Origin of the sequence: Nonlabens sp., assembly GCF_965657255.1 — a bacterium.
In the GTDB taxonomy this organism is placed as follows: domain Bacteria; phylum Bacteroidota; class Bacteroidia; order Flavobacteriales; family Flavobacteriaceae; genus Nonlabens.
In genome coordinates this window covers 162,984-182,487 of record NZ_CBFHNM010000007.1, presented here as the reverse complement: position 1 = coordinate 182,487, position 19,504 = coordinate 162,984, and the positions used below count along the sequence as shown (strand labels likewise).

General features: G+C 35.5%; 18 protein-coding genes, 2 rRNA genes and 1 pseudogene. 13 read left to right on the top strand and 8 right to left on the bottom strand.

Annotation, left to right across the window (positions count from 1 at the left end):
- From ACTF54_RS09920 to ACTF54_RS09900, 5 genes are all read left to right on the top strand, one after another.
- Positions 1–1,782, top strand: a 23S ribosomal RNA gene (locus ACTF54_RS09920); the annotation flags it as partial.
- Positions 1,783–1,849: 67 nt separating this feature from the next.
- A 5S ribosomal RNA gene (rrf, locus tag ACTF54_RS09915) occupies positions 1,850–1,958 on the top strand.
- Positions 1,959–2,448: 490 nt separating this feature from the next.
- Positions 2,449–2,589, top strand: a complete 141-nt coding sequence (locus ACTF54_RS09910) for a hypothetical protein (RefSeq protein WP_438969261.1) — start codon at positions 2,449–2,451, stop codon at positions 2,587–2,589.
- A 96-nt stretch (positions 2,590–2,685) separates the two neighbouring features.
- Positions 2,686–2,826: a transposase gene (locus tag ACTF54_RS09905; protein WP_438969265.1), complete on the top strand. Its 141-nt coding sequence runs from the start codon at positions 2,686–2,688 to the stop codon at positions 2,824–2,826.
- Between the two features lie 256 nt (positions 2,827–3,082).
- Entirely contained in the window at positions 3,083–3,370 is a 288-nt protein-coding gene (locus ACTF54_RS09900) for a transposase (RefSeq protein ID WP_438969260.1), read from the top strand.
- A 220-nt stretch (positions 3,371–3,590) separates the two neighbouring features.
- On the opposite strand, the gene ACTF54_RS09895 is transcribed toward ACTF54_RS09900, so the two are convergent.
- Positions 3,591–4,004, bottom strand: a complete 414-nt coding sequence (locus tag ACTF54_RS09895; RefSeq protein WP_347197492.1) for a BLUF domain-containing protein — start codon at positions 4,002–4,004, stop codon at positions 3,591–3,593.
- Positions 4,005–4,126: 122 nt separating this feature from the next.
- Positions 4,127–4,231, bottom strand: a pseudogene (locus tag ACTF54_RS09890) (IS30 family transposase); the annotation flags it as partial.
- A gap of 100 nt (positions 4,232–4,331) precedes the next feature.
- On the opposite strand from ACTF54_RS09890, the gene ACTF54_RS09885 reads away from it, so the two are divergent.
- The 3 genes from ACTF54_RS09885 to ACTF54_RS09875 all read left to right on the top strand — a co-directional run bounded on the left by ACTF54_RS09885 (position 4,332) and on the right by ACTF54_RS09875 (position 7,040).
- Positions 4,332–4,922: a HupE/UreJ family protein gene (locus ACTF54_RS09885; protein ID WP_347197491.1), complete on the top strand. Its 591-nt coding sequence runs from the start codon at positions 4,332–4,334 to the stop codon at positions 4,920–4,922.
- Between the two features lie 106 nt (positions 4,923–5,028).
- Complete coding sequence (locus tag ACTF54_RS09880; RefSeq protein WP_347197490.1) at positions 5,029–5,460, top strand: deoxycytidylate deaminase; 432 nt, start codon at positions 5,029–5,031, stop codon at positions 5,458–5,460.
- Positions 5,457–7,040: a S41 family peptidase gene (locus ACTF54_RS09875; protein WP_438969259.1), complete on the top strand. Its 1,584-nt coding sequence runs from the start codon at positions 5,457–5,459 to the stop codon at positions 7,038–7,040. Before ACTF54_RS09880 ends, ACTF54_RS09875 begins: the two co-directional genes overlap by 4 nt.
- A gap of 25 nt (positions 7,041–7,065) precedes the next feature.
- Here the strand turns inward: ACTF54_RS09875 and ACTF54_RS09870 are convergent, their stop codons facing one another.
- From ACTF54_RS09870 to ACTF54_RS09855, 4 genes are all read right to left on the bottom strand, one after another.
- A complete protein-coding gene (locus ACTF54_RS09870; protein WP_438969258.1) occupies positions 7,066–7,266 on the bottom strand; it encodes a hypothetical protein in 201 nt (66 codons plus the stop codon).
- Between the two features lie 148 nt (positions 7,267–7,414).
- Positions 7,415–8,017, bottom strand: coding sequence for a MarC family protein (locus ACTF54_RS09865; protein WP_347197487.1), 603 nt, complete (start codon positions 8,015–8,017; stop codon positions 7,415–7,417).
- A gap of 226 nt (positions 8,018–8,243) precedes the next feature.
- The gene (gene rpe / locus ACTF54_RS09860) at positions 8,244–8,900 is read right to left on the bottom strand and encodes a ribulose-phosphate 3-epimerase (RefSeq protein ID WP_347197486.1); all 657 of its coding nucleotides are present in this window, start codon (positions 8,898–8,900) and stop codon (positions 8,244–8,246) included.
- 524 nt (positions 8,901–9,424) lie between these two features.
- Positions 9,425–11,200, bottom strand: a complete 1,776-nt coding sequence (locus tag ACTF54_RS09855; RefSeq protein WP_438969257.1) for a carboxypeptidase-like regulatory domain-containing protein — start codon at positions 11,198–11,200, stop codon at positions 9,425–9,427.
- Between the two features lie 568 nt (positions 11,201–11,768).
- Here ACTF54_RS09855 and ACTF54_RS09850 point away from each other — a divergent pair.
- The gene (locus tag ACTF54_RS09850; RefSeq protein ID WP_438969256.1) at positions 11,769–12,371 is read left to right on the top strand and encodes a hypothetical protein; all 603 of its coding nucleotides are present in this window, start codon (positions 11,769–11,771) and stop codon (positions 12,369–12,371) included.
- A 1,020-nt stretch (positions 12,372–13,391) separates the two neighbouring features.
- Here the strand turns inward: ACTF54_RS09850 and ACTF54_RS09845 are convergent.
- Positions 13,392–15,626, bottom strand: a complete 2,235-nt coding sequence (locus tag ACTF54_RS09845; RefSeq protein ID WP_438969255.1) for a polyribonucleotide nucleotidyltransferase — start codon at positions 15,624–15,626, stop codon at positions 13,392–13,394.
- A gap of 319 nt (positions 15,627–15,945) precedes the next feature.
- Positions 15,946–16,215, bottom strand: coding sequence for a 30S ribosomal protein S15 (gene rpsO, locus ACTF54_RS09840; RefSeq protein WP_036584203.1), 270 nt, complete (start codon positions 16,213–16,215; stop codon positions 15,946–15,948).
- A 230-nt stretch (positions 16,216–16,445) separates the two neighbouring features.
- On the opposite strand from rpsO, the gene ACTF54_RS09835 reads away from it, so the two are divergent.
- The 4 genes from ACTF54_RS09835 (at position 16,446) to ACTF54_RS09820 (ending at position 19,504) form a co-directional block, all read left to right on the top strand.
- Positions 16,446–17,063: a TIGR04282 family arsenosugar biosynthesis glycosyltransferase gene (locus tag ACTF54_RS09835; RefSeq protein ID WP_347197482.1), complete on the top strand. Its 618-nt coding sequence runs from the start codon at positions 16,446–16,448 to the stop codon at positions 17,061–17,063.
- Positions 17,063–17,881 carry a purine-nucleoside phosphorylase gene (locus ACTF54_RS09830; RefSeq protein WP_438969254.1) on the top strand — a complete coding sequence of 273 codons (819 nt, stop codon included), beginning with the start codon at positions 17,063–17,065 and terminating at the stop codon, positions 17,879–17,881. Before ACTF54_RS09835 ends, ACTF54_RS09830 begins: the two co-directional genes overlap by 1 nt.
- 105 nt (positions 17,882–17,986) lie before the next feature.
- Complete coding sequence (locus ACTF54_RS09825) at positions 17,987–18,763, top strand: DUF547 domain-containing protein (protein ID WP_438969253.1); 777 nt, start codon at positions 17,987–17,989, stop codon at positions 18,761–18,763.
- Between the two features lie 36 nt (positions 18,764–18,799).
- Positions 18,800–19,504, top strand: coding sequence for a TIGR04283 family arsenosugar biosynthesis glycosyltransferase (locus tag ACTF54_RS09820; RefSeq protein ID WP_438969252.1), 705 nt, complete (start codon positions 18,800–18,802; stop codon positions 19,502–19,504).

Here is a 19,504-nt window from a genome sequence, read left to right as displayed (position 1 = left end):
ATGTATGTTAAGTTGAATAAACGAGGTTGTACTGCATTGACAGCTAGGATGTTGGCTTGGAAGCAGCCATTCATTTAAAGAGTGCGTAACAGCTCACTAGTCGAGCGGTACGGCATGGATAATAATCGGGCATAAACATACTACCGAAGCTATGAATTCGAAAGAGTGGTAGGGGAGCATTCTATTTACGTTGAAGATGATTTGTAAGAATTGTTGGAGTGAATAGAAACGAAAATGTAGGCATAAGTAACGATAAAGAGGGCGAGAAACCCTCTCACCGAAAGACCAAGGTTTCCTCAGCTATGCTAATCAGCTGAGGGTTAGTCGGGTCCTAACGCGTACCCGAAGGGGGAAGTGGATGGACAACAGGTTAATATTCCTGTACCTGCTCACGTTAAAAGTGACGGAGGTGTGAATTTAGTGCGTACTGACGGAATAGTACGTTGAACCAATTTTTAAGATTGGGATAGTACCACAAGGTTACGACTGAGTGGATAATCTAAAGGAACAACTTCCAAGAAAAGCGAGTGAAGCAGCCCGTACCGTAAACCGACACAGGTGGTTGGGATGAGAATTCTAAGGTGCTCGAGTGATTCATGGCTAAGGAATTAGGCAAAATAGACCTGTAACTTCGGGAGAAAGGTCCCCTATTTATAGGGCGCAGTGAAAAGATCCAAGCGACTGTTTATCAAAAACACAGGGCTCTGCTAAATCGAAAGATGATGTATAGGGCCTGACACCTGCCCGGTGCCGGAAGGTTAAGAGGAGGGTTTAGCTTCGGCGAAGATCTCAATTGAAGCCCCGGTAAACGGCGGCCGTAACTATAACGGTCCTAAGGTAGCGAAATTCCTTGTCGGGTAAGTTCCGACCTGCACGAATGGTGTAACGATTTGGATACTGTCTCAGCCATGAGCTCGGTGAAATTGTAGTATCGGTGAAGATGCCGATTACCCGCTACGGGACGAAAAGACCCCGTGCACCTTTACTATAGCTTAGTATTGATTTTGGATAAGTAATGTGTAGGATAGGTGGGAGACTTTGAAGTATTATCGCTAGGTAGTATGGAGTCATTGTTGAAATACCACCCTTTGCTTATTTGAAATCTAACCTTTTACAAGGGACATTGCTTGGTGGGTAGTTTGACTGGGGTGGTCGCCTCCAAAAGAGTAACGGAGGCTTCTAAAGGTACCCTCAGCACGCTTGGTAACCGTGCGTAGAGTGCAATGGCATAAGGGTGCTTGACTGAGAGACATACAGGTCGATCAGGTTGGAAACAAGAGCATAGTGATCCGGTGGTTCCGTATGGAAGGGCCATCGCTCAAAGGATAAAAGGTACGCCGGGGATAACAGGCTGATCTCCCCCAAGAGCTCACATCGACGGGGGGGTTTGGCACCTCGATGTCGGCTCGTCACATCCTGGGGCTGGAGAAGGTCCCAAGGGTTGGGCTGTTCGCCCATTAAAGTGGCACGCGAGCTGGGTTCAGAACGTCGTGAGACAGTTCGGTCTCTATCTGTAGTGGGCGCAAGAAATTTGAGTGAATCTGACTTTAGTACGAGAGGACCGAGTTGGACTGACCGCTGGTCTACCAGTTGTTCCGCCAGGGGCATTGCTGGGTAGCTACGTCGGGAAGGGATAAGCGCTGAAAGCATATAAGCGCGAAACCCATCACAAGATGAGATTTCTTTAAAGGGTCGTGGGAGACTACCACGTTGATAGGTCATAGGTGTAAAGGCAGTAATGTCATAGCCGAGTGATACTAATTACCCGTAAGCTTAGATATTCATTCTATTTATTTTATTACGTTTATATTTTCAATATGTCAACCTTTACGGTTAATAGCCGAAAATTTAAGGTGGTTATAGCGATGGGGCTCACCTCTTACCTTTCCGAACAGAGAAGTTAAGCCCATTTGCGCAGATGGTACTGCTAATTGTGGGAGAGTATGTCGCCGCCTTCTTTTAAACCCTTATTCTTTATTGAATAAGGGTTTTATTTTTGATCAATTTCGAGCTTATTTTAATTATTCACTATAATTAATATTTAGGCTATGTTGTTATAGTAGACATCAATAACAAAGTAGTTTAGTTATCTTTAATACGTTACTACATAATTACCTCTTAAGGTTGAAGTTTTCATATAAGTATTAAATTTGTGACAAGGAGTTCTTTTCCTTCATAGAATATTTAATGATCTACGTCAGACATGATTTTTGTACTTAATTTCTCATTTTCTATCTTTTTTATATTTAAGCGTGTGGAGTGAATAATTTAAATTTCAATAGTTTTCTCAACATGTGTGATAAATTAATTAGAATATATGCCAAAAACGTATTTATAATTGTTTCTATATTTATGGAGCAATTATGAATTTTAGAAAGTTGGTGTTTTTTGAGAATGTAAACTGAACTCTGTCGGATTATAATAATAATTTAATTTTAATCAGATAACATGAGCACACAAGCACAACAAGATTTAGAGAAGAGATCGCTGGAACAGTTTATGTCTGGCAATAGTCTTTTCGGTAAAGACGGAGTTTTTGCACCCGTGGTAAAGAACTTTATTGATAAGGCGCTGGAGTCAGAGATGTGAAAACATTTAGATGTTGATCAGCGACCCAGAGACAAAAAGCGTAGCAGCAAAGGCAAGAAAACAATCAAAATCGGTTTCGGCTCTTTTGATATTTAAATAGCAGAAGAACGTCACAGCAACTTTCAACCTGAACTGGTGAAAAAGCGTCAGAGAATACTGGCAGATAATCTATCCGATAAAATCATCGGTCTTTATGGGTTAGGAATGAGTTATAGAGATATCTCATCTCATATTTAAGGAGATGTACGATACTGACATTTACACACGGTACTTAGCTTAGTCAAATCACAGATCCATCATTCCATATGTCAAAACCTAGCAGAATCATCTGCTGGAGTCGCTATACTCTATCGTCTGGCTGGATGCCGTCCATTTCAAAGTCAAGGTAATTGATAAGTCCAACACAAGGCGCTCTATAATATATTAATTCAATACCGAGGGGTGAAAAGAGGTCTTAGGTATTTATCTTTCAGGAAGTAAAGGAGCAAACTTTTTGCTACAAGTTCTGACTGAGCTAAACAATCATGGCTTAAAAGATTTTTTAATAGCCTGTACAGATAATTTGAAAGGTTTTACCAATGCTATATCAAGTGTGTTACCAAAGATAGAGGTACAACTCTGTATCGTACAGCAGATAAGCAACTTATTAAAGTATGTTGCATCAAAGAATCAGAAAGCGATTATGAAAGATTTAAAGGATGTTTACAGACCAGATAACAAAAGTATGCAGAAGATCAGCTGGAACTACAAGATCAAAAATGAAACTCAAAACATCCTGTAATTATACAAAGTTGGAAAAACAACTGGGAACATCTACTTCAATACTTTTAGTATACTGCTGAGATCAGAAAAATTATATATACTACTAATACAGTAGAAGGATATCATAGACAGGTAGGTAAGGTGACCAAAACAAAAGGAACGTTTATCAGCGATATGGCACTTTTGAAACGAAAAAATAAATGTCAGACAGAGTTCAGTTTACACTACCTTTCATTACACTAAAACTCGCCTAACATTGCAAAGGGTTGTAATAGCCTTTTTAACTTATGGTTTGTGCTATTAGATCGATCTTGATTGAGATAGGTGATTAGCATGTCTAAATCTTCACTAGTTTTTACGATATCAAATTTTGAATTATAATTATTAAAAACAGGTTGATTAGTTCTCTTATTATAAACCTCATAAATATCTCCATGTCTAACATCTTCTTTAATCTTTTCATATAGACCTAAAAGATGTTTTTCTTCACCTTCTAAAACTTGAAAAAAATTACCTAAAGAATGAAGTAGCATACCGCTTACATCAAATTTACTATTTGTTGATGCCGTATAATTAAATAACCTTTCAATGTCATTCTTAGTAAGCTCAGATGATGCTTTACTTACATAACAAATAGTATATATACTCTTCATAAGATACAATCTAGCGGTAAATATATATAATTTGTAGGAAATTAGATTTAATCTTTTGATCATCTAATTCTACCCCATTATTTTACAAACTTTAAATAGCTAGAATAAAACAATAGCTGAGTTCAACCCATAAGTGGAACACATCTGTTTTGTAGTTCTTCTATTGGGTTGTTATAATTAAATTTTCTAATGGGTCTGTAATTTAGTAATCTTTCTTCTTCTTTTATTAACTGGTAAAAAGCTCCTTTTTACACTTATCTTTATTTAAATGTATTTCCATTCTCCTATTGTATACCTTACTTTTGATATAGCTCAAATATTTTTTTAATGGACGATTTTATTTTATACGTATCAGAAGGATTCTATCATGTGATGAATTTTAATGTAGGTGCTTATGATCATGTGCTTTTTTTCATACTTATTGCTGTTCCTTTTCTTTTCAATAGCTGGAAAAAGTTAATAGGATTAAGTTTAGCATTTACTATAGGACATATCATTTCAATGTTATTAGTCATTTATGGCAGCGTTATGTTTAATAGTAGTTATATAGAGTTTTTAATTGTCGTGACTATAGCAATTGCAGCGCTGTATAATATTTTTACAGCAGGAAATAGACATAGAGATAACAACAATTGGGTCACATTAATTGTAGCATTATTCTTTGGCCTTGTTCATGGATTTGGCTTTGCAAATGGATTTAAAATGCTGGCCTCTGGAGCAGAAAGTAAGTTACTTATGCTAATAGAATTTGCTTTAGGAATTGAATTAGGTCAATTACTTGTTATATTTATTGTTCTAGTGTTCAATTTTATGTTCACAGGATTATTTCGTTTTAATAAAAATGAATGGATACAAATTATATCGTCTATTGTTCTAGGAATGGTAATTCCTTTATTGATCGTTAGATGGATGTTTTAAGTCTCGCTTTCGCGAAAGCGAAACTACATCAAACAATTTACTAGTAAGAATTTAATCAAACAAACAAATAATTAATCAAGTTTGTTTTTTCAATCTAAACGAAGAAGTGAAAAAAGAAAAACAACATAGATATGACGTCGCTTATCTAAGAATGGCTACAGAATGGGGCAAGCTATCTCATTGTGAACGACGTCAGGTAGGTGCATTAATCGTTAGAGATCGCATGATTATAAGCGATGGTTACAATGGCACGCCTAGTGGATTTGAGAATTTTTGTGAAGACGACGAAGGTTATACAAAATGGTACGTACTTCATGCAGAGGCAAATGCGATTCTTAAAGTAGCAGGTTCTACACAAAGTTGCCGCGATGCAACTTTGTACATTACCATGTCGCCGTGTAAAGACTGTAGTAAATTGATTCATCAAAGTGGCATAAAACGTGTTGTTTACATTGAAGGCTACAAAGATGATAGTGGCTTGCAATTTCTTAAAAAAGCAGGAGTTATTACAGAGCAAATAGACCAAACCAATTTATGAAAAAAAGACACCTTTACTATCCCTTATTTTTAGGAATTATCTTTGCCATAGGTATATGGTTGGGAAATATTCTTAATGAAAATAGTATAGGTGACGGCTACATAGCATCTACTACAAGTACAAAAAAACGCAAATTAAATCGCCTTATTGACCTTATAGACCAGCGTTATGTAGATAAAATAAATACCGACAGTATCGTTGATGTAACGGTAAATGAGATCATGCAAAATCTTGATCCACACTCGGTTTATATTCCTAGCGATCAGGCAGAAGATGTAGAGAATAACATGCGTGGCGATTTTGTAGGCATCGGGATACGCTTTTTTATGAATCAAGACTCTATTTCTGTTTTGCGTTCTATAGAAAATGGACCTAGTGATAAGGCAGGTATTAAAGGTGGCGATAAGATTTTGTATGCAGATGGGAAACCACTTTTTGGTCAGAATGCAGTTTCTACAAACACTTTAAAAGGAGAAGAAGGATCAAAAGTAATCCTAGGTATTCTTAGACCAGGAGATGAAGAAGTAATTAATATACCAGTGATTAGAGGTAATGTTGCTATAAAAAGTATTGATGCAGCTTATATGCTTTCTTCAAAACTAGGTTACATTAAAATCAATCGCTTTGCAGAAACTACAGAAGACGAATTCAAAAAAGCAATTAAAGATTTAAAAAGAAGCGGTGCAACGCAAATAGCATTGGACTTAAGGGACAATCCAGGTGGCGTTTTAAGTGCAGCGGTAGAAATCGCAGATGAGTTTCTTGAAGAAGATAAACTCATTCTCTTTCAAAAAGATAGAAATAATAAGCGCAAAGACAGTTATGCTACAGACAATGGATCTTTTGAGAATAACAAAGTGTTTATTTTAATTAATGAAAATAGTGCTAGTGCTAGCGAGGTTGTTGCTGGTGCTTTACAAGATAATGATACAGGAACAATAATCGGTCGTAGAAGTTTTGGAAAAGGTCTGGTACAACAAGAAATAAAATTAGGTGATGGAAGTGCTGTAAGGTTAACCATTGCAAGATATTATACGCCTACAGGAAGAAGTATACAGCGACCTTATGATAACGGTAATGAAGATTATTTTAAAGAATATATAGAGCGCTATAGCAATGGAGAGCTTTTAAACGCAGCAAATATTGAGGTAAACGATTCGCTCAAAAAAATAACACCAGGCGGCAAAGTAGTTTATGGCGGCGGCGGTATTATTCCAGATGTTTTTGTAGCGAGTCCAGATGGCTATGTGTTACAAACGCTAGACTACTTTGGTAGAACAGGTTTTGCAGATCAGTTTGTAAATCGATATTTACAAAATGAAGGAATGGAATTGAGGTCGATGAAAGAAAAGGATTTTATTGATAATTATGAGGTTTCAGAAAAGATGATGAATGCATTTATTCAATATGCACAATTGTACAATACAAGTATCAAATTACCTGGTTATAGGGATGAAATTGCTGTCATCATTAAATCTTGTCTTGCAGAACAACTTTTCACTACAGAGCTTAAGGTAAAATTACTAAATGAAGAAGATGATATGATTAAGAAGCTGTTAGAATTGAGTGATCAAAAATAATTTCTTGATGCTAATCACGATACTTTTATCTGTCGTCGTATTTATTTGCAATAGCTTTAGAAATAATCATGATTCCCATTAATAGTACTACACACAAAGCCGCAAGAATACTTATCGCTGCAATCTGACTTTCTCCTTGAAAAAAATGGTCAAAATCTAATTTGAACACATTGAAAACAATACTCGCAATGGCTAGAATTGCGATTAAATAAAATACATATTTCATAACATTTGAGGGGTCAAAAGTTGATACGGTTCTCAAATAAAATACCTTATAATATTTGAGATTAAAACTGGATGGACCAGTATTAATTATTATTGTCCAAATATAATAACGGTCTTAAAGTTTTCAAGGTTCAATAAGGATTTCTTAACTAAAATAACTCTTGGATATTTGCAGTAAACAGTTTTACCGCAATAGCTAATAAGATCACACCAAATATTTTTCTAACCACACTAATACCTTGTTTTCCTATCAATTTCTCTATTCTACCAGAGTTTTTCAAAACTACATAGACAAAGATAATATTGAAAATGATAGCTATGATTATGTTAATAGCAGCATATTCAGAACGTAAAGAAAGAACTGAAGTCAAGGTTCCTGCACCTGCGATAAGAGGAAAAGCAATAGGAATAATAGCAGCCGTTTCTGGAGCATCATCCTTATAAAGTTGGATTCCTAAAATCATTTCCAGTGCGATAAAGAAAATAATAAAAGCACCAGCTACTGCAAAAGAATTGACATCTATACCTATCAGACCTAGCATGCTTTCTCCTACAAACATAAAAACGATCATTAAAACCCCTGCTACTATAGAGGCTTTTTCACTTTGAACATGACCTACTTTACGTCTTAAATCAACAATAATAGGAATACTACCGATAATATCAATCACCGCAAAAAGGATCATTCCTGCGGTGAACATTTCTTTAAAATCAAATGCTGCAAAAAATTCTACAAAGCCTGTACTTGCCATAACGCCTTCTTATTAAGCTTACAAAAGTAATTCTAATAAACAGATGCACGCTTACCGTAATAGATTAAATTAACATTAAGGTTGTTGCATCTTATTTAGGAACAAGCCTTATTAATATCAACAGAATGTTTATTAATAACACAGAATACATCAAACGGTAGTTACATAGTCTATCCCTGTGTTTGATCGGCCTATTTTAATACCGTTAGAACTGATGTAAAAAGTTTTAGTTCACCATCTTTCTCAATTCAGCTACAGTAAATGTTGGGTCATTTGATTTGAATACATAACTACCAGCAACTAGAACGTCTGCACCAGCATCAACCAGTTGTTTTGCATTCTTATCAGTAACGCCGCCGTCTATTTCTATAAGAGTATTGGCGCCTTTTGAATCAATAAGGGTTTTAAGCTCTTTTACTTTTTCATACGTATTCTCTATAAAGCTTTGCCCACCAAAACCAGGATTTACACTCATTAAACATACCATATCGATGTCTTGAATCGTATCTTTTAATAAATCAACACTCGTATGCGGATTCAATGCCACACCAGCCTTCATACCGTGCGACTTTATAAGTTGTAAAGTTCTGTGTAAATGCGTGCAGGCTTCATAATGAACGGTAAGTATATCACAACCTAAACCTGCAAACGTCTTTACATAACGATCTGGATCAACAATCATTAAATGACAGTCAATAGTTTTAGTAGCATGCTTTACAATATCACGCAATACGGGCATCCCAAAAGAAATATTAGGTACAAAAACACCGTCCATAATATCGATGTGAAACCAGTCAGCATCACTGCGGTTAATCATTTCTACATCGCGTTGTAGGTTAGCAAAATCTGCTGCGAGTACTGATGGTGCAATAAGTTTAGGCATCTTGTGTGTTTTAAAGGTTTTGCAAAGTTAGGTTTTTGATTTCGCTTTCGCGAAAGCGAGACCAAGTAATCGTAAATGTTGAGAAAACCCTATTGTTGTTTCATCTTATTTTTCAATTGATGATAAAATATGAAATACAAGATTTAGAACTAGTTGACTTTTTTTAAATAACTATAAAATAATTAGTTATTCAAGTTGTAGAAAAAAGGGGCTTTTTTTATTTTAGTTTAAAAGTTAGTTGTTTTATGAATATAACTTAAACCGACGGTATGATATTTAAAATTATTTTTTCAGTCTTTTTTGGACTTATGGGAATTTTGTTTTTGTACACAACGATTAAAAAATGGTCTTCAGTGCACAAAAAAAGCTATCGTAATTTAATGTACAGCGTTTTGATGATTGCACTTGCAGTATGGAATGTACTTGAATTTTAAATCTTAGTTCATATCAAAAAAATCCCTGTAACAATTAAGTTACAGGGATTTTTAAATTATACACTTTCGCAAAAGCGAAACTAACTTATTCTAATTATCACGGATCACATGAAAACTTCCTGTAATTGTGTGATTCACTCCAGATTGATCAAAGTAAGATCCTGAAAAAGTTCCATCATAATAATCGCCCACGTTCGGTGCATTTGCATTGACTTGTGCATTCACGCTGTTACCTGTGTTGTTGTAATCGATTTCTAAAGCTGAAGATTCAAAGAAGAACGTCATTCCTACTGTAAAACTACCATCCAGTGCATAGGAACCTAACGCATTATCTTGGAAAAACAACCCTAAGAACTCATTATTTGGATTAGTAGAACCAGAAACTGTAAATCCGTTTGGATTATTTGCTGCACCTAAACTACCATTTAATCTTATAGTTACTACTTTTTGAGGATTTGAATCCAATGTATATTCAATATATTCGGTTAAGGTGTTACAGGTATATAAGCTACCTATATTAGTATTAGGGTTTGTGTAGGTATAACTCACTTGCCCTGATGATTCCAACGAATTTAGATCTACTCCTTCAAGTGTAAACATATTTGGACTTGTAGTACAAACAAGTACAGAAAAGTTAAATGTTCCACCAGTAACATTTGTATAGCTCACATTAGTTCCATCATCAAGGATGACATAACCATTGGTAACTGGTAGGCCATTACAATCTAATAAATCTCCACTAATATTCTGAACAGATGATGATGTAATCGGAATAGGTATGGTTACTGCCGCTGGAGCCGTAAAAGGCCCTGCATTTTGAGTTGAGGTGATGTTATTACAAGAATCTATTATATCTATAGTTAAGACCTGGTTAGCCGGCATCATTCCGCATACTTCTCCATTAGCATCCGTAACACCGCATCGAGCATATGTGATGGAAGCTGTAGTAATACAAACATCAGCACCAGCTATTGGATTTCCTTGATCATCGGTTACTGTAATGCATACTTCTTCAATAGGAAACGGTGCATCACAGTTCCAAAAGCTAAAGTGACTGGTCTCTCCACAATATTCTCCATTATTTAAAGTTGCTAGACCTTCTTCTTTCCAGTAACCATTTGCTTCATCAAAAAACCACAATGGAATTGTTGCAGGGGCAACTCCTTGAAGACTTGGGTCAACCGGGAAGCATAATGTCGCTGGAGAACCATCGGCTAGGTTGAGCGATTCACCACTGGCACCTTCAAGTTCGACAATGATCATTCCAAAGGTATCTAGTCCTTGTTCATTCCCATTTTCATCTTCACCATATAACATTCCTGGCATGGCGGTTTGTGTCATATTATCTGTAGGATCTAGAAAATCCATATAAACGTTAACCGTACCGTTGTATGCATTACCATTAGCATCAACAAAGTCACCTCCAAATGTTACTTGCTCACCGTCGGCACCAGTTACACTACTACTTGTACCACTCATGACGCTACCTGTGAGTGCACGTGGCAACATAGTTATTTGAACATTAGAAGCATTGTTAGTAGGAATTAGAGAACGCGAAGCGTTAAAAAAGCCATTTTTTTCTACCTTGAGATAAGCAAATTGTTCATTAACATTTGCTCCTTCAATAATAAAAAGACCATTGGAGTCTGTAGTGGTATTTTGTCCACCTACGCTTACTACAGCACCAGCGATTGCAATTCCTGATGGATCAGCAATACGCCCAAAAAAGTCAGCATTAATATTGGCCCCAAAGTTATCTGCAAAGTTGTTATTATCGTTGTTGTTGCCATTATTGGCGTCATCGTCATTACTACATGATGCAAGTATTGCAATAAAGCAAATCGCAAAAAAAATGATTTTTTTCATAACATGAATTTTTGATTAGTTGTGTTCAATAGATACACAATTCGTAATAAGGTGGCGTTGTTTTTGAGAATAATTAGCAGCATATAGAATTTACGACACTTTAAAATAAACAAAAAGCCCCAGAAACTGAGGTGCTTTTGTTGGATTTTATTTTCATGAAAGCAAAACTAAAAACTAATTATTTAGACTTAGAATCATCATCTTTTCCATAAAGTGTAGGCTTACCTCTTTTTCGCTTTTCAATTAGACTTGCTGCACGCTTTATTTAATTTAGTGGATGTTTTATTTCAATTTCATGAGAGGTTACATTTTTTAGTGTTTAACTGTTTTTAGGAAGCAATAACTTTGTTGAATTTCTATAAGAAATGTTTCTTTTATTTATTAAACAATACATTTACAATGAGTTAAAAAAAAATTAAAAAGATATGGGAAGCTTGTTAATCATTTGGAAGGAAACGTTTTTTTTTTTTTATTTTATAGAAGATTTGCAAATCTATATTAGTTTATCCCCTTAAACGTGGTAAGCCTAAAATCGTTAAGAGTAGGCAATAACTTTAATTTTTTTGTAATGAAAAAGTATTTTAAATTTCCGATCGTATTATTTTTAAGCTGCTTGTTGTGGGCTTGTAGTCCTGAGGAAGATAATATTAATTATGAAAACAGTTTTTCTTTTAATGACACTGCAACAAGTAATGAGTTGGATTTAATTGACACACCAAAATCCACCTATTCTGAACACCAAAGTCTGGAAACAGTGATTCGAAATGTAGTAAGTCAAATAGACATTGAAAATCTAGATGAAAAAACTTCAATGGAAACCTTAGATCCATTAATTGATGCTACTTTAATTGCGTTGAATAACGATGGAATCACTAATGAAGAGATAATCGAATCTTTTGGATCTCTACAGAATCCAGCTATTGCCCTTGTTGGTATAGGAATTGCCGCCTCCAACGCCATGGATAATATTGAATCTGGCGATCCGGATCCTATAAATTGTTTAGGTCGAGCATATTTAGGAATGGATCTTCAAAAAGGATTTTGGAGTCAGTTCAGAAACAGAAGAGTGATGCTAAAAGCTATAGGTAAAGCAGCTTCAAGAACACTTGGCTGGGTAGGTACAGCCCTGCTAGTATATGATTTTGCTGATTGTATGGGATGGTTAGATTAAATATAGGTTATGTTATTTTTAGATATTCTATACATTGTTTTCTTCGGAATTTTAGTGGTAGTCACCTTGATTCATCTTATAAGGAAGAAAAAGGCTAAAAATTTAGACAATGCAAAAACATTCCTACTGATTGTCTTGATGACTTACATAATCTATTTGAAAATTCAAGATATACTTTGACACTTTATGGACTTAACATTAAAAACCTTACCTGCTGGCGTTAGTGTTCTCAGCCGCTAGTGCCAGTTTGAAACTAGTACCCAGCATGAGTCAACCTTGGTACGACACTTGTTATAAACTATCGCTACAAGACTTCTAGGTCCGACAGGAGTTGCCTTTACTGTTGCAGAGTGGGCTTTATGTTACTCTGGTTTTTCATTATGGTAATATTTAATTGAACCTTATCATTATGTTACTCTTAATTGCTGCTTCGATCTTGTGTCTTTTGTTTATTACCTCTTGTTTGATAGGTTTTAAGAAGGCTATATTTAATTTCATTAGTAGTAAAAAAGTAAGTACAAGTCATTTAATTTTTACAACTATATTATTTTCCATCAGCACATATTATTTGATTAATAACCTATTAGGAATTTATAGTATTTTAAAAAAATGATTTTTCATTTTTAATAACAACCTTGAATTCAACTAATAAAGGTAACTTTTAACAGAATATTCATTTTAGATAATTTTATAACTCTCAATTTATTTACAGCGTTGCTTAACTATGGAATTTACATTTAATCTATTATTCGCTGTTTTTTGGAGTCTTAGGTATAATCTTTTTATTCAATACATTAAAGTCAGGAAATAAGCCAAATAGAAAAACTTTTTTAAGAAATTGATGTATTAGTTTAATTTTAGTCTCTATTTCAGTCTGGAGATTAATAAAATTTGTTATCTAAGTTTACTAATTGAGTATTTGTAGAAACTAACTATGTACAGAAAACAGAAAAATGCCTCTTGAAATTTCAAGAGGCATTTTAAATTTTACTCTTTCGCGTAAGCGAAATCAATAACTAATTAATCTTCAGATTTGTTCTCGTTGTTATCACGACGTGGTCGATCATCTCTTTTACGATCATCGCGACGTGGGCGACGGTCATTAGAACGACTATCATCACGCTTACGTGGTGGACGCTCTACCCAACCTTCTGGTTTAGGCATACATTCTTTACGAGAAACTTTTTGTTTTTTAGTACGTGGATCTACACCCATGTATTTTACATCAAGAACATCTCCTACTTTAAGAACAGTAGATGGGTCTTCAATACGCTTGTAATCAAACTCACTTACGTGAAGTAAAGTCTCTTTACCTGGACGCAATTCTACAACAGCACCAAAGTCAAGCATCTTTACAACTTTAACGCTGTAAACCTCACCAACAGTTGGTTCAAAAATAATGTTACGTATTTTTTCTAGAGCAGCCTCAATCTTAGCACGGTCTGTACCTGCGATTTCAATAACTCCCATATCGCCATCTTCTTTGATGTTGATGACAGTTTCTGTTTCTTTTTGCATCTCTTGGATAACCTTTCCACCAGGTCCTATAACAGCACCAATGAATTTACCTTCGATCTCTAAAGATTCCATTTTAGGAGCATGTGGCTTCACGTCTGCAGCTGGTGCAGCGATAGTATCCGTTAGTTTTCCTAGAATGTGCATACGACCATCTCTAGCCTGCATTAAAGCATTAGTAAGGATTTCATAAGAAAGACCTTTTACTTTAATATCCATTTGACAAGCGGTGATACCATCTTCAGTACCTGTTACTTTAAAGTCCATGTCTCCTAAGTGATCTTCATCACCTAAAATATCAGAAAGTACGGCATAGTTGCTACCATCAGTAATCAATCCCATTGCGATACCAGAAACTGGTTTTTTCATTGGTAAACCTGCATCCATCATTGCCATTGTACCAGCACAAACGGTTGCCATAGAAGAAGAACCGTTAGATTCTAGTACTTCAGATACTACTCTTACTGTGTAAGGAAGATCTGCTGGCAACATTTTCTTCAACGCACGTTGTGCAAGGTTACCGTGACCTATCTCTCTTCTAGAAGTACCTCTTAATGGACGAGCTTCTCCAGTTGAGAATGGTGGGAAGTTATAGTGTAAGTAGAAACGCTCTTCTCCTTCTTGTGATGCCATATCTATAACATTTGCATCTCTAGAAGTTCCTAAAGTTACTGTAGCAAGCGCTTGAGTTTCTCCACGAGAGAAAATTGCACTACCGTGAGTAGATGGTAGATAGTCTACCTCACACCAGATATCACGTATGTCTGTAGTCTTACGACCATCTAAACGTATACCTTCATTAAGTAGTACGTCGCGTACTGCCTTTTTGTGAGTTTTATTGAAATACTTAGAGATTAAATCTCCATTTTCAGCTTGGTCCTCTTCAGAGAAAGTGGCCTTAATTTCTTCTTTAATTTCAGAGAATGCTGCGCTACGCTCGTGCTTTGCACTTCCTTTTTTAGCAACATCGTACACTTTTTGGTATGCTAATTCTGCAACCTTAGCTTCGATATCTGCATCTTCTTTTTCTCCTTCGTACTCACGTACTTCTTTTTTACCAACTTGCTCTGCAAGGGCAACTTGAGCAGCACATTGATCCTTGATAGCTTCATGAGCGGCTTTAATGGCAGCGATCATTTCTTCTTCAGAAATCTCTTCCATTTCACCTTCAACCATCATTACAGAGTCTGCACTAGCACCTATCATCATTTCTAGATCTGCAGCTTCTAATTGTGCATAACTAGGGTTGATAACAAACTCACCGTCTACACGTGCAACGCGTACTTCAGAAATAGGACATTCAAATGGTAAATCAGATAATTGTATTGCAGCACTCGCGGCAAGACCTGCCATAGCATCTGGCATTACTTCTGGGTCATGAGACATTAATTGAATCATTACCTGTACTTCTGCATGGTAATCTTTAGGGAATAATGGACGTAATACACGGTCTACTAGACGCATAGTAAGTACTTCTCCATCGTTGGGACGTGCCTCACGTTTGAAGAATCCACCTGGATATTTACCAGCTGCGGCAAATTTCTCACGGTAATCTACAGTAAGTGGAAGAAAATCTAGTCCAGTTGATTTGTAGCTGGATACTACTGTTCCTAGAAGCATTGCTTTTCCACATGTGATCACAACAGATCCATGTGCTTGTTTTGCAAGCGCTCCAGTTTCGATAGTGATATCTGGCCCGTTAGCCATCTTGATCACTTGTTTAAAAACTTGTGGTTTCATAAATATAGTTAAACGTTAATCTCAAGTTGTGTGTGGTAGAGAAGGCGTTTAAAAACTTGAACTCGAATTCGAATTTGAACTCGAATTTTCATTAGAAAGCAAGCTTTCTAAATTGCTCAGTTCTTTGTTACTTTGTGAGAAACCAGCTTTGATTTGCAGTGCATCGCATGCACTGGAAAGGCGATGTATATTTTTATTACGCTTTCGCGAAAGCGTAAACAGAATAAAGATCCTGCAACTTATTATTTAGAACATTCTATAAGCGCATGCGATGCGCAATGTGCTAAATAAAAAAAGGGGACACGAAGTCCCCAATTTATTACTTTCTAATTCCTAAGTCTTTAATCAACTCACGATAAGCAACGATATCTTTCTTCATCTTGTAGTCAAGAAGTGAACGACGCTTTCCTACTAATTTCACTAGACTACGCTCTGTGTTGTAGTCGTGACGGTTGTTTTTTAAGTGTCCTGTTAAATAGTTGATACGGTAAGTAAATAACGCGATTTGCGCGTCAGTGTTACCGGTATCGTTTGCATCCTTTCCGTACTTTGCGAAAATTTCTGCTTTTTTTTCTGGTGCTAAATACATGCCAAAATTATATATAATGAATATTATGTATGTCAGTCTCTCTGACGATGCGTCGAGATTCATTCTCTAAGCGGCTGCAAAAATACGATTTATTAATTATTTCTAATGTTTATAACACTAATTTTCAATATTTTTAAAACGCTCACGATTTTAAGCGACGTTAAATATAAGTTTACTGTCATAAAATCGTGATCTGTTTTCATTACTATTGTTTTATAAATTAGAATCTTTTGAATAAAAACACCTCTAACTGTCTCATTATTTTTACTCGCAATCCAGAATTGGGTAAAGGGAAAAGAAGACTTGCAGCAACCGTAGGCGATCAAGCTGCACTTGATATTTATAAATTTTTATTAGATCATACTCGATCTATCACTAGAGATCTTCAAGCGACTAAACAAATTTGGTACAGCGAGAAGGTTCATGAGAATGATGCCTGGGATAATGCTGTTTATGATAAATATGTTCAAGAAGGTGATGATCTAGGTGTGCGTATGAAAAATGCTTTTCAAATTGCTTTTAAAAACCATGATCATGTTATTATTATAGGTTCTGATATGCATGATATGTCTCAAGAAGATCTTGAAAACGCATTTCAACAATTAGAATCACACGACGCTGTGATAGGTCCTGCGCAAGATGGTGGTTACTATTTATTAGGATTTACTAAGAAACTAGTAAAAGGTATCTTTGAAAATAAAGAATGGGGAACAGAAACGGTTCTTGAGAAAACACTTAACGATCTTAAAAACGTAAATTATATAACGCTGGAAACTCGTAATGATGTAGATTATTATGAGGATATAAAAGATATTCCAGCTTTTCAACAATTTTTAAAACACATATAATGCTCAGTAAAAAACAACTTACAGACTCCATAGAATATTTGCAATCACTAGGTTTTGATGCTCCTGAAGTTGGGATTGTTCTTGGTACAGGATTAGGTCAACTAGTAGATAGTATCGAGAATCAAAAAGTCGCTCATTACAATCAGATTCCATCATTTCCTCTTGCTACGGTAGAGTTTCATACCGGGAAGTTGATCTATGGAGATTTAGGTGGTAAAAAAGTAGTGGTGATGCAAGGTCGTTTCCATTTGTATGAAGGCTATGATTTTATAGATATTACTTATCCAGTAAGAGTCATGCATGGATTAGGAATTAAAAAATTATTGGTGTCAAATGCTGCGGGCGCTATTAATTTAAATATGAAAAAAGGTGACATGATGCTCATCGATGATCATATCAATTTACAAGGCGGCAGTCCGCTTGCTTTTAAAGGTGTAGGCGAATTTGGCGAGCGATTTACAGACATGAGCGCACCTTATGATAAGGTAATGAATAGCAAACTGAAATCGATCGCTTCAGAAAAAGGCATCACTCTTAAAGAAGGTGTTTATGCTAGTGTTGTAGGACCGCAATTAGAAACGAGAGCAGAATATAGAATGCTTAAGATAATGGGTGCTGATGCTGTAGGAATGAGTACTGTACCAGAAATTATTGTTGCTAACCATTTAAATCTTCCCGTAAGTGCTATTTCTGTATTAACGGACGAGTGTGACCCAGAAAATCTAGCGCCAGTAAATATTGCAGAGATTATTGAAATTGCTGGCAAAGCAGAACCTAAAATGGTTGCTCTTTTTAAAGCTCTTATAGAGAAACTATAATCACATTACGGTTAGATCTCAGAGGAGCTTTTATGAGTCTTAATTATATGAACTAATATTAATAATTGGAAGTGAAATCCGCTTTCGCGAAAGCAAAACAACAACATGAAATACGTATCCATTATTTTATTAGTCATACTAACGGCTTCTTGTGTTGGTGGTGGTGATTTATATTACCAAGCATTGAAGAAGAATCAAGAAATTCCATCTAAAAAAGGACAATTGGATCACAGTAAATGGAACTCACTATTGAAAAAGTATGTAAATGAGACAGGTTTTGTAGACTATGATAGTTTTAAAAAAGAACATGACGAGTTAAAAGAATATTTGAGTTATCTAAATGTAAATAGTCCTCAAGAAACGTGGAGTATTAATGAACAATTTGCTTATTATATCAACCTGTATAACGCAGCTACAGTAGATTTAATTTTGATGAATGATATGCCAGAAAGCATTAAAGACATTGATGGGCCATTAGGGCAAGTGTGGCTTAAAAAATTTATTCTAGTAAATGACAAAGAATATTCACTAGCTGCGATCGAGAAGAACGTACTTCAAAAAATGGGCGATGCTCGTATACATTTTGCGATTAATTGCGCGAGTTATTCTTGTCCTAAGTTACAGAATAAAGCTTTTACAGCTGCAAATGTAGATGCACTTATGGATCAAAGCGCTCGAGATTTTATTAATTCTGATAAAAATGATTTTAGTAATCCAGGAAATCCTAAATTGAGTTCTATTTTCAGCTTTTATCCTAAAGATTTCACTAAAAACGGAATGACATTAACAGAATACATTAATCAATATGCAGATACAAAGATAGCCGAGAAAAATAAATATGATTACATAGAGTATGACTGGTCATTGAACAAACAAAAGTAAAAACTACACAAATACTTCTTACGTATATCTTTCTCTATGATTAGTATTGTAATTCCGGTTCTCAATGAAGAGTCTTCCATCATTCAATTGATAGAACATCTCAATAATTTTGCAATGGATGCAAGCCGTTTAGAGTATATCATCGTGGATGGCGGCAGTCGTGATAAAACATTAGAATTACTGTATAATTATTCTGAGGCTCACGAGGAAATGAGTATTAAGGTCATTTCTTCTGAAAAAGGTCGCGGTAAACAATTGCACAACGGCTCTAAAGAAGCAACTGGAGATATTTTGTATTTCCTTCATGCAGATTCTTATCCGCCTAAAAATTATGATCAGCTAATTATAGAAGCTTTTAGAAAAGGCCATCCAGCTGGCTGTTTTAGAATGAAATTTAAAAGCTGGCATCCTTGGCTTATTATTATAGGATGGTTCACACGTTTTTCATGGAAAGCGAGTAGAGGTGGTGATCAATCACAATATATTACAAAAGAGTTGTACGTTGATATAGGCGGTTACAATACTCAAATTCCTATCTACGAAGATTATGATCTAATCGCCAGATTGTACGATCGAGATCAATATTACGTCATCCCTAAATGGTTAAAAACTAGCGCAAGACGCTATGAAGAAATAGGTGTTTTTAAATTGCAATGGTTTTACATTACCATTTATTGGAGAAAATATCGCGGTGCTACTATAGATGAATTGTACGAGTATTACTTGAGTAAATGTGATTGA

Coding starts and splice junctions, on each gene's coding strand:
- ACTF54_RS09820 (WP_438969252.1), top strand. CDS start 18,800: ATGATTAGTATTGTAATTCCGGTTCTCAATGAAGAGTCTTCCATCATT.
- ACTF54_RS09850 (WP_438969256.1), top strand. CDS start 11,769: ATGAAAAAGTATTTTAAATTTCCGATCGTATTATTTTTAAGCTGCTTG.
- ACTF54_RS09870 (WP_438969258.1), bottom strand. CDS start 7,266: ATGAAATATGTATTTTATTTAATCGCAATTCTAGCCATTGCGAGTATT.
- ACTF54_RS09845 (WP_438969255.1), bottom strand. CDS start 15,626: ATGAAACCACAAGTTTTTAAACAAGTGATCAAGATGGCTAACGGGCCA.
- ACTF54_RS09830 (WP_438969254.1), top strand. CDS start 17,063: ATGCTCAGTAAAAAACAACTTACAGACTCCATAGAATATTTGCAATCA.
- ACTF54_RS09825 (WP_438969253.1), top strand. CDS start 17,987: ATGAAATACGTATCCATTATTTTATTAGTCATACTAACGGCTTCTTGT.
- ACTF54_RS09855 (WP_438969257.1), bottom strand. CDS start 11,200: ATGAAAAAAATCATTTTTTTTGCGATTTGCTTTATTGCAATACTTGCA.
- ACTF54_RS09885 (WP_347197491.1), top strand. CDS start 4,332: ATGGACGATTTTATTTTATACGTATCAGAAGGATTCTATCATGTGATG.
- ACTF54_RS09895 (WP_347197492.1), bottom strand. CDS start 4,004: ATGAAGAGTATATATACTATTTGTTATGTAAGTAAAGCATCATCTGAG.
- ACTF54_RS09875 (WP_438969259.1), top strand. CDS start 5,457: ATGAAAAAAAGACACCTTTACTATCCCTTATTTTTAGGAATTATCTTT.
- ACTF54_RS09910 (WP_438969261.1), top strand. CDS start 2,449: ATGAGCACACAAGCACAACAAGATTTAGAGAAGAGATCGCTGGAACAG.
- rpsO (WP_036584203.1), bottom strand. CDS start 16,215: ATGTATTTAGCACCAGAAAAAAAAGCAGAAATTTTCGCAAAGTACGGA.
- ACTF54_RS09865 (WP_347197487.1), bottom strand. CDS start 8,017: ATGGCAAGTACAGGCTTTGTAGAATTTTTTGCAGCATTTGATTTTAAA.
- rpe (WP_347197486.1), bottom strand. CDS start 8,900: ATGCCTAAACTTATTGCACCATCAGTACTCGCAGCAGATTTTGCTAAC.